General features: G+C 70.0%; 12 protein-coding genes. 3 read left to right on the forward strand and 9 right to left on the reverse strand.

Translation table 11 applies throughout. The annotated features are described in order from the left end of the window. Positions 1–11: 11 nt before the first annotated feature. From CP981_RS35995 to CP981_RS36005, 3 genes are read right to left on the reverse strand one after another with little or no spacing between them, the layout of a single operon-like run. Positions 12–1343: an MFS transporter gene (locus tag CP981_RS35995; RefSeq protein ID WP_085926585.1), complete on the reverse strand. Its 1332-nt coding sequence runs from the start codon at positions 1341–1343 to the stop codon at positions 12–14. Continuing rightward, the gene (locus CP981_RS36000) at positions 1340–3355 is read right to left on the reverse strand and encodes a PEP/pyruvate-binding domain-containing protein (RefSeq protein WP_085926586.1); all 2016 of its coding nucleotides are present in this window, start codon (positions 3353–3355) and stop codon (positions 1340–1342) included. The genes CP981_RS35995 and CP981_RS36000 overlap by 4 nt, the downstream gene beginning before the upstream one ends. Next, entirely contained in the window at positions 3352–4728 is a 1377-nt protein-coding gene (locus tag CP981_RS36005; RefSeq protein ID WP_085926587.1) for an ATP-grasp domain-containing protein, read from the reverse strand. The genes CP981_RS36000 and CP981_RS36005 overlap by 4 nt, the downstream gene beginning before the upstream one ends. Before the next feature lie 341 nt (positions 4729–5069). On the opposite strand from CP981_RS36005, the gene CP981_RS36010 reads away from it, so the two are divergent. Together CP981_RS36010 and CP981_RS36015 are read left to right on the forward strand one after the other, a co-directional pair. After that, a complete protein-coding gene (locus CP981_RS36010) occupies positions 5070–6353 on the forward strand; it encodes a PAS domain-containing protein (protein WP_085926588.1) in 1284 nt (427 codons plus the stop codon). 164 nt (positions 6354–6517) lie between these two features. Next, positions 6518–6919 carry a hypothetical protein gene (locus tag CP981_RS36015; RefSeq protein ID WP_085926589.1) on the forward strand — a complete coding sequence of 134 codons (402 nt, stop codon included), beginning with the start codon at positions 6518–6520 and terminating at the stop codon, positions 6917–6919. A gap of 81 nt (positions 6920–7000) precedes the next feature. On the opposite strand, the gene CP981_RS36020 is transcribed toward CP981_RS36015, so the two are convergent. The 4 genes from CP981_RS36020 to CP981_RS36035 form a co-directional block, all read right to left on the reverse strand. Further along, positions 7001–7369 carry a hypothetical protein gene (locus CP981_RS36020; RefSeq protein WP_085926590.1) on the reverse strand — a complete coding sequence of 123 codons (369 nt, stop codon included), beginning with the start codon at positions 7367–7369 and terminating at the stop codon, positions 7001–7003. Positions 7370–7545: 176 nt separating this feature from the next. Beyond that, positions 7546–8418: an HpcH/HpaI aldolase/citrate lyase family protein gene (locus CP981_RS36025; RefSeq protein ID WP_268256974.1), complete on the reverse strand. Its 873-nt coding sequence runs from the start codon at positions 8416–8418 to the stop codon at positions 7546–7548. A 5-nt stretch (positions 8419–8423) separates the two neighbouring features. Next, positions 8424–9485, reverse strand: a complete 1062-nt coding sequence (locus tag CP981_RS36030) for an HpcH/HpaI aldolase/citrate lyase family protein (RefSeq protein WP_085926591.1) — start codon at positions 9483–9485, stop codon at positions 8424–8426. Between the two features lie 202 nt (positions 9486–9687). After that, positions 9688–10986: a glycoside hydrolase family 55 protein gene (locus CP981_RS36035; RefSeq protein WP_244329949.1), complete on the reverse strand. Its 1299-nt coding sequence runs from the start codon at positions 10984–10986 to the stop codon at positions 9688–9690. Between the two features lie 40 nt (positions 10987–11026). On the opposite strand from CP981_RS36035, the gene CP981_RS36040 reads away from it, so the two are divergent. Further along, the gene (locus CP981_RS36040) at positions 11027–11758 is read left to right on the forward strand and encodes a CDP-alcohol phosphatidyltransferase family protein (protein WP_085926593.1); all 732 of its coding nucleotides are present in this window, start codon (positions 11027–11029) and stop codon (positions 11756–11758) included. Positions 11759–11802: 44 nt separating this feature from the next. Here the strand turns inward: CP981_RS36040 and CP981_RS36045 are convergent, their stop codons facing one another. After that, positions 11803–12231, reverse strand: a complete 429-nt coding sequence (locus CP981_RS36045; RefSeq protein ID WP_042158396.1) for an FAD synthase family protein — start codon at positions 12229–12231, stop codon at positions 11803–11805. A gap of 22 nt (positions 12232–12253) precedes the next feature. Next, the gene (locus tag CP981_RS36050) at positions 12254–13762 is read right to left on the reverse strand and encodes a hypothetical protein (RefSeq protein ID WP_085926594.1); all 1509 of its coding nucleotides are present in this window, start codon (positions 13760–13762) and stop codon (positions 12254–12256) included. Positions 13763–13788 lie beyond the last annotated feature (26 nt).

Here is a 13788-nt window from a genome sequence, read left to right on the forward strand (position 1 = left end):
GACGGTGCCGCTCAGGGGTTTCCTGCCGTGGTGACCAGCTCCGTTTCCGGCTCGGCCACCGGAGCGACCTTGCGTCGGCCCGGGGCACGCCGCAGGACCAGCTGGAGGACCACCATCACCACACCGGTGGCCAGCGCGCTGTGCCACAGCAGCGCGTCCAGCCGGCCGGCCGAGAGATAGGCTCCCGCGGCCACCGCCGCCAGCGCACACACACCCCGGTCCACGATGCTCTCGACGGACAGCAGGGTGGCCCGGGGCGCCCCCGCCGGGATGGCGTCGTTCACCAGCTTGCGCTGGAGCGGATAGGCGAAGCCGGTCACCGCGGCGAACACGCACAGCAGGGCGATCACGGTCCACGGCCCGCCCAGGGTGCTGCCCGCCAGAGTGCCCGCCATCGCCAGACTGAGCAGCGACACCCAGGCCACCGGTGACAGCCGTCTGCCGAGCCACTGCGGACGGGCCGAGGCCACCGCCTCCGCGACCGTCATCGCGGCCAGCACACCACCGTGCGAGCTCTCCGGGATGCCGTGGTCCATCAGGATCGGCTGGAAGAGATTGACCTGGCAGATCCGGGAGAGCGTGAACACCGCGACGCCCTGCACCATGAGCAGCGCGAGCCACGGGGTGGCCCACACCCAGCGCAGCGCGGAGACGGCATCGCGCAGGAACACCGGCCCGCCGCGCGACGTCCCCTTGCCACGGCCGGGGCCGCTGCTCCGGACCGTCGTCTGCCGCGGCAGCACCACGGCACAGACGAGCGAACCCGCCGCGCTCGCGGCGCTCAGCACATACGGCGTGGGGTGCGCGACGGCCATCAGCGGTCCGACCAGCGGCCAGCACAGCACCTTCGCCGCCAGCCCCAGCGCCCGCGCCTGCCCCTCGGCCTTCAGATAGTGCTCGCCCGCGCCCTCGGCCTCCAGGCCGTCGTAGAGATAGGCGCTGGCGGCGCCGGAGGTCAGCGAGCGGCCCGCGGCGATGGCCAGGAAGTGCACCAGGAAGCCGGTGTAGCTGGGCGCGAAGACCGGCGCCAGGTTCGCCGCGGTCATCACGACGGCCCCGGCCCGCAGACAGTTGCGGGCACCGATCCGGTCGGCCACCATCCCGGTCGGGATCTCGAAGAGGCAGAACGCGACGTAGTAGATGCTCTGGATGCCGAAGATCTCCCCGTCGGAGAGCCCGGCCTCCCGCTGGTAGGCGTAGAAGACCGGCATCCACCACAGCAGGTTGAACAGCAGCTGGAAGCCGTTGTTCAGCCGGATGATCCGTCGGGCCCGCGGTGGCAGCGGCGCACCCGCCGGGCGGGACCGGCGGGTGCGCAGCGGGCCGGTGAACCGGCGGATCACAGCGCGTAGGGGCGGATCTGGACCAGGCGGAAGTCCCCCTGATCGGTCATCAGCCACTCGATGTCGAGCGGATGGTCCAGGTCGGTGTCGCTGAAGTGGGACTGGAGCAGCCGCCCGGTCAGCGCCAGCCGCGCCAGCTTGTCCCGGGTGGCGACGGGCAGATCCTGGCCGGACGAACCGAGCGCGACGGTACGGCCGCCGCCCTCCACCGTGTTGTACAGGTACTGGAGCGGCAGCGTCGTCCCGTCGACGACCGTCTCGGGCGAGCCGGGCGAGCAGTTGAGGTAGACGTTGCGGAAGTCCTCGCGCCTGGTCGGATTGCAGGTGACCAGCACACCGCCGAGGTCCGCGGGCACATACTCCTGGATGATCACGCCCATATAGGTGTCGTCGAGGGAGATGCCCGCCTGGTGACGCAGCCGGACACTGCGCGGCGACAGCAGGGAAGCCCACACCTGGCGTACCGCGTCGAGGAGTTCGTCCGCGCCGTGAACGGTGGTGATCGACTCGTAGACCCCGGCCGCGGAGAACCCGGGCAGATCCTCGGCGTTGGAGGAGGACCGCACCACCAGACGCCTGCCGGTGGCCGGGCCGCCGGGCAGCGCCTGGGTGATCTGGCGGCTCACGTCCTCGGGCAGCGGGGTGTTCCGGATGAGCTGCTGCAAATGCAAACAGAGCGCGTCCAGCACGTCGACGGCGTCGAGTTCGAGCGCCATCTTGAGTTTGCCCAGGCCCTGTTGCACGGCCGGCGAGGACGTCAGAAAGCGGTGCTGAAGGGCGAAGGGGAGGGCGACCCCGTCGGGCGCCGCGATGACCCCGGCCACGAAGTCGGCCGCCAGGGAACGCAGTTCCTCGGGTGTCGTGTCCTTGGCGCCGAGGCGGGCCGCGAGGTGGCCGTAGAGGTCGGCGCGCGGCGGCCTGGGCTGCCCGTAGAAGGCGGTGAGGTCGGCGCTGCGGCTGTCGAGGACGTGATGGAGCTCGCCGAGGTTGGCGGCCTTGGTCCCGTACCGGTCCCCGTCGGCGCGGCGCAGCCGGTGCAGCCACAGCGCCGGCACGTCCTCCAGCAGCGGCGGTTCCATCCGGATCCGCTGCTGGTGCCAGGCCGGGGCGTCCAGCGTCGGGGCATGGGCCAGCGGGACGATCGTGATCTCGTCGTCCTCGACCCGGTAGCGGACCCAGGCGCCGTCCAGCACGTCCGCGTCGACCATCCGCTCCAGGTCACGGACGATCGCGTTGGGGATGCCCCAGCCGGAGGCGAGGACATTGGTGTGCGAGAGCGGGGTGCCGGGCGAGGTGTTGAGGAAGCCGGCCACCCGCGGCACATCGTCCGGCAGACACGGCATCGCCACGATGTCGGACCAGCCGAGCCCGTCGGCCTCGGCCGTGTACTCCTCAAGGGTCCGGAAGTAGCGGAGCCGGCCGACGGCCTCCCCGGGGTTGAGCGGGGTGCGGGTGCGGTTGCCGAACAGCTGATGGCCGAGGATCCGCGGCACCCGTACGTCGCTGATCGCGGCGAGCTCGTGCTCCTGCCCGTGGTTCGCCGGCTTCAGCAGCAGCGGCAGGCGGCCGTCGACCCGGTGCCGGACGAAGGTGTAGAACTCCTCCAGCAGGCGGCCGTTCATGGTGTCGGCCTCGGTGGTCTCCAGCACGAGGAAGGGCCGATCCCGGCCCTCGGCGTCCTCATCGGTGTGCAGCGAGAGCACACCCAGCAGGAAGCGGCGCTCGGGGTCCATGTAGACCGAGGCGTTGAACGCGTCCAGACAGGAGTCCAGCTCCGCCAGTTCCATACCGAGGACGCGGGTGGCGATGTAGTTGACGTGGAAGGGATGGACGGCGGTGTCGAGCAGATGCCAGGTGTTCTCGATCCGGTCCACCACGACCTTGAGGTACGGGTGACCGGCCAGCACCCCCGAGAGCGTGCGGAACAGCGGCAGGGAGAGGTTCTCACCGATGACGGTGCGGTCGGTGACCGGGCCGGGGGCACCGGCGGGCAGAACGGCGGTGGTGGTCATGCGCGCACCTCCGTGGTGGGACCGGCCGTGGGGAGCACCCGCGGCAGGGCGTCCACCAGGTTCCGGAAGTCATGGATCACGGTCTCCGGAGCGGTGGCGGACAACAGGCACAGCGCCGCCATGGTGTTGGCGCCCGCGGCCGGGTCGTACACCGGCACCGGCGCCCCGTCCGGGAGCGAGTTCTCGGCGACCACGGACAGATGGCTGCCGGCGCTCAGCGGCACCGCGTCCCGCACCGTCGGGAAGTCCCAGACCCGCTGGTCCGGCCAGGCCTCACCGGCGCCGTCGACGGCCAGCACGACCAGGGAACCGGCCGCGCCGTGCGCCTCCTGCGGAGTGCGCACCTCGGCGGGCCAGGAGACCGGACGCCCCAGCAGATGGTCGGTGAGCATGCCGATGAGGTCCAGGCCGAAGACCTCCTCGATCTGCGGGACGGTCATCGCCCCGCCGAACCGGGCGGCGGTCTCGATCACCCACATCTGCCCGTCCGCGCCGAGCTTGATCTCGGTGTGCGTACCGCAGTTCTGCAATCCCAGCGCGTCGACGGCCTCGCGCGCCAGGGTCACGATGCGCCGCTGGGCGTCGTCCGGCAGCGCCGCCGGGGTGATACCGGCGCGTTCGGTGAACGGTTCCACCGTCGGCATCCGCCCGCTGAGGCAGACCGGACGGAAGTCGCCGTTCACGACGACGCCTTCGACACTGACGTAGTCGCCCCAGCCCTCCTGGTCGAACCACCCGGTGGCGGTGCCCGGCACGATCTCCTCGACGAGGAAGTCGGCCCCGGCGTCGGCCACATGCAGCTCGGCATAACCCAGTTGCGCGGACTCGGCCATCACCTCCCGCGCCCGTTCCCAGGCCGCCGGTACGTCCTCGGCGGAGCGCAGGGTCCGGTGGGCGGTGGAGCCGGCGCTCCAGGCGGCCTTCAGCAGCAGGGGGAAGCGGAGCGCGGCGGCCGCTTCGTGCAGATCCTGTGCGGTGGCGACCGGCCGGAACCGGGGCTGGGATATGCCCTGTTCCTGCCAGGTGCGCCGCATCATCCGCTTGTCGCGGGCCAGGGCGCAGTTGCCGCCCGCCCCGGCGAGGCCCAGCTTCTCGCAGGCCTCGGCGACCGCGACGACGGCGTACTCGGAGAACGTGACGACCGCGTCCGCGCCCACCGCCTGGGCCCGGGAGACGATCAGGGACACCAGGTCGCGCCGTTCGGACTCGGCAGGGCACAGCACCGAAGCGCATATCCGGTCCGCGGACGCGGCCACGGTGGGAGGGAGCGAGCTGAGCGCCAGCAGGTGCACTGCCGACCGTGCGGCGACCCGTGACAGGGCGTACCCCAAGGGCGGACCACCCTTGGCATACACGAACAGCACCTTGCTCACTGGAATCCGACTCCTTTTCATACGTGGGAACCATCGGAACGGCTGGCAACGCCCGGCCCCCCGGATCCGAACGCCGTTCCCTCTAGCGAAGCAGCCGTGCGGCCCACCGTTCCCCTCTTCGGGCCGCAACCGCTCAGGCAAATGCCAGAGTTGTGGATACCGTCATTCCGTCGTGAAGGTTCTGTGATGCCGTATGGCGTCCCCGCGCCACCGCAGATGTGAACGAGCGGATGTCGCCAGATCGGCCGAGAACCGGGCATGCCTGCCCGCGGCGGGGGATACGCATGGCGGTGGCGCGCCGTCCGAAACCCGTAGATCTCCTCACCACTAAGGGGCCCGTCGTGGACGAGACCAGTCTGAAATCGCTGCTCGAACACCTTCCGGTGTCCTGGTGGGAGGCCGACCGTGAGCTACGCGTGATCGACAGCGGCGGAGGCGCCTTCGACGACACGGTGACCGCCCAGCGGTTCCTCGACACCGTGCGCAAGGAACTCGCCGGTCCGGCCGAGGCACCCGAAATCAGCCATTGGCAGGCCCAGTTCGACGGCCGGGTCTTCGATGTGAACTGGCCCCTCGGCGTGCCCCGGCAGGGCCGCTCCCGAGGACTGGCGGTGGAAGTCGGCCCCCAAACGGCCGGTTCCCGCCGCTACGACGCCTTCGCGGACCTCGCCCCCGCCGCGGCCTTCATCCGGGACGCGACCGGGCGCTACCTCTGGGCGAACCACGCCTACGCCCATCTGTACGGCACCACACCGGAACACATCATCGGCAAGGACGTCGCCGACGTCGACGGACCGGCCGACGCCGCCCAGGTCCTGAGCCTGGACCGGGAGGTGCTCGAACGCGGCAAACCGGTCCGGCACACCCTCACCTACCACCGCTTCGACGGCACCGGCGGCCAGGCGGTCGGCCACCGCTTCCCCGTCCGGGAAGGCAGCCAGCGGTGCGTGGCGGGCATCTACATCGACATCAGCGACTACACCCGCGCGCTGCGCCAGCGCCGGGAGGCCGAGGAGAGCCTGCACGCGCTGCGCGATCACAGCGGTCTGCCGTGCGCCCTGATCTCCGCGGGCGGACGCATCCAGCAGGCCAGCGCCGCGGCCGCCGACCTGCTGCGCACCCGGCTCTCGGACCTCGTCGGCCGCCGCGCGCACACCGTGCTCGGCCCGACGCCGGAATTACCGGGGCTGCACCGCAGCTGGCTCGATCTCATAGCCCGCCGCAGCCGGCGCATCCAGACGACCGTGGTGCTCATGGACGCCCGCGGTCAGCAGCGCCGCGCCCGGCTGCATCTGACGACGGTGGGCCGGAGCGCGGACCGTGCCACCAGTGTCTGGGCGGTCGTCACCCACCAGGGGGTCGCCCATGAGCCGCATCCACCGCTGACGGCGACTCAGGTACGCATCCTGTCCCTGCTGGCCGCCGGCCACAGCAACGCGGAGATCGCCACGTCCCTGCACCTCTCCCGGCAGACCGTCGACTACCACCTCAGCCGTCTGCGCGACCTCCTGGACGCCCCGACCAGACCCGCCCTGGTCGCCCGCGCCTATGTCCTGGGCATCCTGGCCCCCCAGGCCTGGCCGCCCCGCTCGGCGACGGCCTGCCATCCGCACAGCGTCACCTGACGGCCCCGCGGCCGCAGTCACCTGCGGAGTGTGGGCCACCCGGCTGATTGTGGCCGCCGCGGGTTTGCTGCCCGCGGGTTGAACGCCGATGTGGGCCGACCGCGGCAGCACGATACCTCTGGCATCAGAAGGCTGAAGAGGCGAGGAGCGTCGTGAGAAGAATTGTGCAGGCGGGAACGGTCGTCGGGGCGTGCGGGCTGGTGCTGTTCGGCGGCGGGGCGGCCCAGGCCGTGACGCTCCCGGAGTCGCTGCTCTCCGCGGTGGCGGACGCCGATGTGGGCACGCTGAACGGCACGGTCAACGGGGTGGTCTGCAACAACCGCCTGGGCCAGATCCACTTCAGGTCACCGGTGCTGGCGTCGCCCCACGCCTGTGTGAACGGGCCGGTGCACAGCGGCAACAGCCTGAACAGCGGCAACTTCATCAACCACGGGAACCCGAACAACAGCGGGAACCTCTCCAACACCAACGGAACCACCAACGCCGCCAACTCCGTCACGGGCGCCTCGTCGGGCAGCAGCAACAACGTCCAGCGCATCCTCGGACTGGGCCTCTTCCGCCACTGATCCGCGCCGACGGAGGTACGGCACGGCCGCTCCGGCCACGGAGTTCCCGGGACCGGAGCGGCTCAGCGCACCCGCACCGTCTCAGTCGCGGTGGTGGTGGATGTGCTGCTCGTTGTTGCCGGACTTGGTTGCCGTGCCGGTCGTGCCGCCCGTGTCGTCGTTGGTGTTCGCGTTGGTGTTGGTCGGGCTGCCGCTGTTGCTGACCGTCCCCACGACATGGACGTTCTGCGATCTCCGCGGATTTCCGCTGAGCACCGGCCCGTTGATGCAGAAGCGGGCCCGGTGCGCACAGCGGAACCTGGCGTCGAAGCGGGCGACGGTGTCGCTGTTCGAGACCCCGTCGCCGCCGGCCGGCGCGGCCCAGGCCAGGGTGGGCGAGAGCGTACCCGCGGCCAGGAACAGACCGCAGGCTCCTGCCATCACGACATTGACGCGTGCCGATTTCTTCACTGTGTGCTCCTGCGCTCAGAGTGGGAACCGGGGATCTTGCTATCCCGGATGCCCCGCACCACCAAGCCTGAGCAACGGCCGGTCCCGATTGTTCACCCTGTCCGATTATGGGATTCACCGTGACGGCCCTGGAACGGCGCCGCCCTTCCCGCGGCCGCGGGAAGGGCGCGCGTTCCTCAACGTCCGGCGATCGCCTCGGCGACGGCGAGAATCCGGCGGGCGTCCTCGACATGCAGGTTCTCGATCATCCGGCCGTCGACGGTGACCACACCGCGCCCTTCGCGGGTGGCTTCGTCGAACGCGTCAATGACCTTGCGCGCATGGGCGATCTGGTCGGCGGACGGGGCGAAGAGCCGGTTGCACGGTTCGACCTGCGACGGATGGATGAGCGTCTTTCCGTCGAACCCGAACTGCCGGCCCTGCACACACTCGGCCTCGAAGCCCTCGGCGTTCTTCACATCGTTGTAGACGCCGTCCAGGATCGCCTTGCCGGTGTCGCGCGCCGCCAGCAGTGCCAGGGACAGCCCGGTCAGCAGCGGGGCCCGGCCGGGAACATGCTCGGCGTGCAACTCCTTCGCCAGGTCGTTGGTGCCCATCACCAGCACGGTGAGGCGTTCACTGGCGGCGGCGACGGCACGGGCGTCCAGCATCGCGCGCGGGGTCTCGACCATGGCCCAGATGGCCGTACGGTCCGGAGCGCCGGCGGCTTCGAGGGCGCGCTCGACCTCCCGCACGGTGTCGGCGGAGTCCACCTTGGGCACCACCACCGCGTCCGGGCCGGCCTCGGCGGCGGCCCGGAGGTCGTCGGCGTGCCAGGCGGTGCCGGGCCCGTTGACCCGGATCGTCACCTCCCGGTAGCCGTATTCCCCCGAGGCCGCGGCGGCCGCGACCCGCTTGCGGGCGTCGGCCTTCGCGTCAGGGGCGACGGCGTCCTCCAGGTCGAGGATCAGCGCGTCGGCGGGAAGGGACTTGGCCTTCTCCAGGGCGCGTTCATTGGCACCGGGCATGTAGAGCACGGAGCGGCGCGGTCGCAGGATCGCGTCGGACACGGGTGTTACTCCTTTTCGGCCGCGGCGTAGGCGTCGCGCAGCTCGGGGTCGCGGGCGGCGAGGGCGTCGGCGAGTTCGGCGACCACCTGGCACTGCTTGTACGTGGCGTCGTCCTGCATCTTGCCGTCGATCATCACCGCGCCGGTGCCGTCGCCCATCGCCTCGATGACCCGGCGGGCCCAGGCGACATCGGCGGGTGCGGGGGAGAAGACCTTCTTGGCGATGGCGATCTGCACCGGGTGCAGGCTCCAGGCGCCGACGCAGCCCAGCAGGAAGGCGTTGCGGAACTGGTCCTCGCAGGCGGTGACGTCCTTGATGTCGCCGAACGGCCCGTAGAACGGCAGGATGCCGTGCGCCGCACAGGCGTCGACCATCCGCGCAAGGGTGTAGTGCCACAGGTCCTGCTGGAAGGTGGCCCGCGGCGCGTCGGTGTCCGCGCCGTGCGGGTCCTCCCGGACCAGGTAGCCGGGGTGCCCGCCGCCGACCCGGGTGGTCTTCATCCGGCGGCTGGCGGCGAGGTCGGCGGGGCCGAGCGAGATGCCCTGCATCCGGGGGCTGGCCCCGGCGATCTCCTCGACGTTGGCGACGCCGGTGGCGGTCTCCAGGATGGCGTGCACCAGGATCGGCCGCTGGATCTGCGCCTTCGCCTCCAGCTGGGCGAGCAGCCGGTCGACGTAGTGGATGTCTTCGGCGCCCTCGACCTTGGGCACCATGATCACATCGAGCTTGTCGCCGATCTCGGTGACCAGCGTCAGCAGATCGTCCAGCGCCCACGGGGAGTCCAGGCTGTTGATCCGGGTCCACAGCTGGGTGTCGCCGAAGTCCGTGGCCTTGGCGATCTTCACCAGACCCGACCGGGCGGCCTCCTTGCGGTCGGCGGCGACCGCGTCCTCCAGATTGCCGAGCAGTACGTCCACGGTGGGCGCGATGGCCGGCACCTTGGCGGCCATCTTCTCGTTGCCCGGGTCGAAGAAGTGGATCATCCGGGACGGCCGGAACGGTACCTCGCGTACCGGTGTGGGCGCCCCGACTGCCAGCGGGCGGAAGAAGTCCTTCGGAGAACGCATGCAGTCTCCCTGGTCGGCTCGGAGGGAGGATCGCCGCCGGTGCCCGGCGGCGCCCTTGCGGCCCTCACTCTAGGCCCGACCAGCAGGGATACTACTGACCAGTACGTGTGCCGTTGGTCACCGTCGGCGAGGGGACGGCGCCGGACGCACAGGGCGTCAGCGGCGTTTCCGGACCCCCGGGTTCCCGCCCTCCGTGGCCCGTTCAGGACCCCAGACAGTCGACGAACTTCACCCGGTCGCCCGCACCCTTGATGAAGTCCTGCGGGGAGTGATTGCGCAACCGGCACATGTCATAGCGGGCCCGGGGGCCGGCGCCGCCGCCGTCCTGCTCGTAGGAGTGCTGCCCGGACAGCTGGCAGGAGTCGTACCGCACGAGCGGACCCTGAGACCCGATGCGGTAGCGATGGGGGCTGCTCTCCTCGGCGAACGACTTGAAGGCGTTCGCGGTGTCGTCACAGTCGTTGAAGTGCACCGTGCCGCTGTCCCAGGCGCAGTCGATCACGACGGTGTCCGGGTCGCGCACCTCGAAGCGGATGTCCTCGGCGTGGAAGCGCTGCACGGAGTCGTGGTGCGGTCCGCGCGGGAAACGGAAGAAGGTGCTGGTGCGCCCGTAGTCGCCGGAGTCCTCGGGGCGGCGGCCGGTGACGATATAGGAACCGCCGCGGCAGGTGATGGAACCCCCGTAGGGGAACTCCAGGAAGTTGCCCCAGGCGTACTCGACCTTCATGTCGTTGAACCAGTAGTTGAGGAACTGGTCCTGCTGGCCGTGGCTCACCGACTTCTCGGACAGCCCGGAATACAGGAACGCCTTGCGGTACGCCCCGCCCACCCGGCAGGCGTCCCATCGCATCTCCGAGTTGGTGTTGCTGCCGTCGAGGGCCAGACCGTAGGTCCACTCGCCGGTCCACTCGCATTCGGTGAAGCGGTAGTCCTGTGCCTGACCGGTCGAGTAGGAGTAGAAGAACGAGGCGCCGGGGGTGGCGGCGACAAAGCCCAGCTGCTCGAACATCACATTCGCCCAGCTGTCCTCGTTGCGGCACAGATAGGTGGTGTCGCCCTCGGGTGGTGCGAAGAGCAGCTGTGTCATCCGTTTGCCGGCCCCGCGGAACCGTAAGCCGTTGGCCTTGAGCTTGCCCCCGGTGGCGTTGAGCAGCGCATGGGGCTTGCGGATGAGGTAGGTGCCGGCCGGTATGTCGATCACGGTCCGGCCGATGTGGTCCCAGACCCGGCCGGCCGCGTAGGAGTACGCGCGGGCGAACGCCCGGCTGTCGTCGGTGCGTCCGTCCCCCTTGGCCCCGAAATCCGCGACCACATCGATGACGTCCTTGCCCTTGGGCTTGTGGCCGGTGACCACGGGGGCCCTGGCGTCGTCGGACGTCTGCCGGGAGGCGGGGGCCGCCGACTCGCATCCGGTGAGGGCGGCCGCCAGCGCCGCGGCCGTACCCGCCAGCACCGTCCGGCGATCGGCGCCACCGGTTGACGAAGAGGTCCTGCCTGCCATGATGTTGCTCCTTCGGGGGTCCATTCATCAGGTGGGGGACATGAGCCAGTTCGGATATGCGATCAGACAGCTGTCTGCGGCCCAGAAATCCGCGAAGGGAGTGTCCCTGTACTCGCGCTATGTGAACCGGCCGGCCGGCCGGGTGTTAGCCGCCGTGGGCTACAGCATCAAACTGACACCCAATCAAGTCACCATGATCAGCGGGGTTTTCACCTTCGCCGGCGTGGTCATGATTGCGGTGCTCCGCCCCTCGCCCGCCGCGGCGGTGGCTATTTTCGCGGCGCTGGTCCTCGGTTTCGCCCTGGACTCCGCCGACGGGCAGCTCGCCCGGCTGACCGGAACGGGCAGCGCCGCGGGGGAGTGGCTGGACCATGTGGTCGACTGCGCGAAGATGCTCGCCCTGCACATGGCCGTACTCGTCTCGTTCTACCGCCACTTCGGCCTCTCCGACCCTCGGTATCTGTTCGTACCCGTCGCCTTCCAGTTCGCCGCGGTGATGGTCTTCTTCGGCGGCATCCTCACCGAACAGCTCAAGCGCGCCGACCGGCTGCGGAGCGGTGCGGGCGGGCCGGCACCCGCGGCACCCGCCTCCACGCTGCGCTCCGTCGCCCTGCTTCCGGTCGACTACGGGGTCTTCTGCGCCCTGTTTCTGGTGTTCGGCAGCCGGGATGTGTTCCTGGTGCTGTACTGCTGCCTGCTCGTCGCCCATCTGCTGTTCATGGTGGCGTTCCTGGTGAAGTGGTACCGGGAGTTGTCCGCCCCCGGCCGCTGACCGGCCGGGGACGGACACTCACCAGGGCAGACGGCCCGGGCCGGTCACGCGGAATTCGCGAGCCCGTCGAGCACCTTGCGCAGCAGGGTGCTCGACGTGTGCACGGTGTAGGGGAAATAGATCACATCGACCCCGACCGTCGCGAAATCCCTTTCGAGCTTGTCGCCCTTGCTCGTCCCCCGCCAGTCGTCGCCCTTGAAAATGACGTCGAACCGTACCTGCTGCCAGGTTTCCAATTTGTCGGGCACCGTCTCGACGAACGCCGCGTCCACGAATCGGACGCTGCGTACGATCTCCAGCCGCTCGGCCAGCGGAATGACCGGTGCCTGCCCTTTCGCCTGCACCGCCATTTCGTCCGAGACGACACCGGCCACCAGATAGTCGCACTGGCTTTTGGCGTGCCGGAGAATATTCAGATGCCCGACGTGGAATAGGTCGTAGACCCCGGGCGCATAACCTACTCGGTGCGTCATTTACCCCCCACTCGGCATACGGTCAGTTTCTGGCGGTCACATAGACCGGGCCATTGCGCCCGGACACATTGGTGCCGTCGGTGACCTCGATCGAGTACCGGTGCCGGGCCCCGGGCTCCACGGTGTCCGTGTAGCTCATGTTGGGCCGGTTCCAGTAGCGCGAATCCTGGTTGAGCGAGGTCAGATACTCGCCGTCCCGGTAGATCTTGTAGGTCAGGACACCGTCGTCCCGGTCCCACGAGGCCTTCCAGTTCAGCGTGATCTTGCCCCGGGACCCGCTCGCACCGCTGAGCAGCGGCACCTGCGGCGCCCCGGTGTCCGGCGCCGCCGTGAACCGGGTCAGGCCCTGCTGCGGCGCGTCATTGACGGTGGTGAACTCACCGCCCGCCCACAGGACGCCGTCCGCCATGGTCAGCGCCCGCGGCCCGATCTGCTCGCCGATCCCGTCATTGGTGTCCGGGAACCACGGCAGGATCGTTTTGTCCGAGATCGACTGCGCCAGGAAGTGCTGGCGGTTGTTGATGTCGGTGAAGCCGCCCGGGGTGTTGGAGCAGTCGTGCGCGTGGGAGCCGCTGTAGAGGACCCCCTTGTACGGCAGGACCGCCTGGGTGGCGCCCAGACAGGTGTCCTTCCAGAGCTGCCCGCCGTCCGACAGCCGGCCCGCCGCGCGGCCGTCGAAGACCCCGCCGCCGGTGCCCTCGGCGCCCAGATAGAAGTTGGTCCCGTCGTTGACGAGCGACTTGACCGCCGACCTCTGGGGAATCCAGCCGGTGAAGGAGTTGACGACTCTGCCGGTGGTCGCGTCCAGCCCGGCCAGTGCGTGCACGCTCAGGAAGCTGCCGTTCACCGAGGTGAACCGGCCACCGATGATGACCTTGTTGAGCTGCGGAGCGACGGTGAGGGCATTGACCGCCGGGGTGGGGTCGTTGCCGACCGAGGAACCACGGATCGTCGCCCTGAACGGGAGCAGCTCGCCGTCGGGCCGCAGCGCGGCGACCCGCTCACGGGTCTGTCCCTGGACGGTGTCGAACCCGCCGCCGATGTAGACCGTGTCGGCGGTGACGTCCAGGGCCCGGACGGTCGAGCTGACCGTCGGCTTCCAGTCCGCCCCGATGGTGCAGTCATCGGTGTTGAGGGCGGCCGTGTTGGACCGGCCCACCGGACCGGCCTTCCCGAACGAGCCGCCGATGTAGACCGTCGAGCCGTCGGGCGAGGCCTTCATGGCCCGGATCGTGCCCGTGCCGCCGGTGAACGCCGGGGCGCACGAGAGCGGTTCGCCGGTCTTGGCGTCGAAGGCCGCGAAGTTCGTACGGGCGAGTTCACCGGTGCCGGGGGCGGCGCCCGGCGGCCGGATGTGGCTGAAGGTACCTCCCACATAGACGATGCCCTTGGCATAGGCCATGGCCCACACGATGCCGTCGGTCTGCCACGTACGCAGCGGATCGGCGGTGAGGGTGGTTTCGCCGGTGGCCTGAGCCGGGCCGGCGGAAAGGGCCGTGGCCGCGGTGCCGAGCACCGCGGCAGCGAGCAAGAGATGGACTGGTTTACTTCTTTGGC

Origin of the sequence: Streptomyces platensis, from assembly GCF_008704855.1 — a bacterium.
In the GTDB taxonomy this organism is placed as follows: domain Bacteria; phylum Actinomycetota; class Actinomycetes; order Streptomycetales; family Streptomycetaceae; genus Streptomyces; species Streptomyces platensis.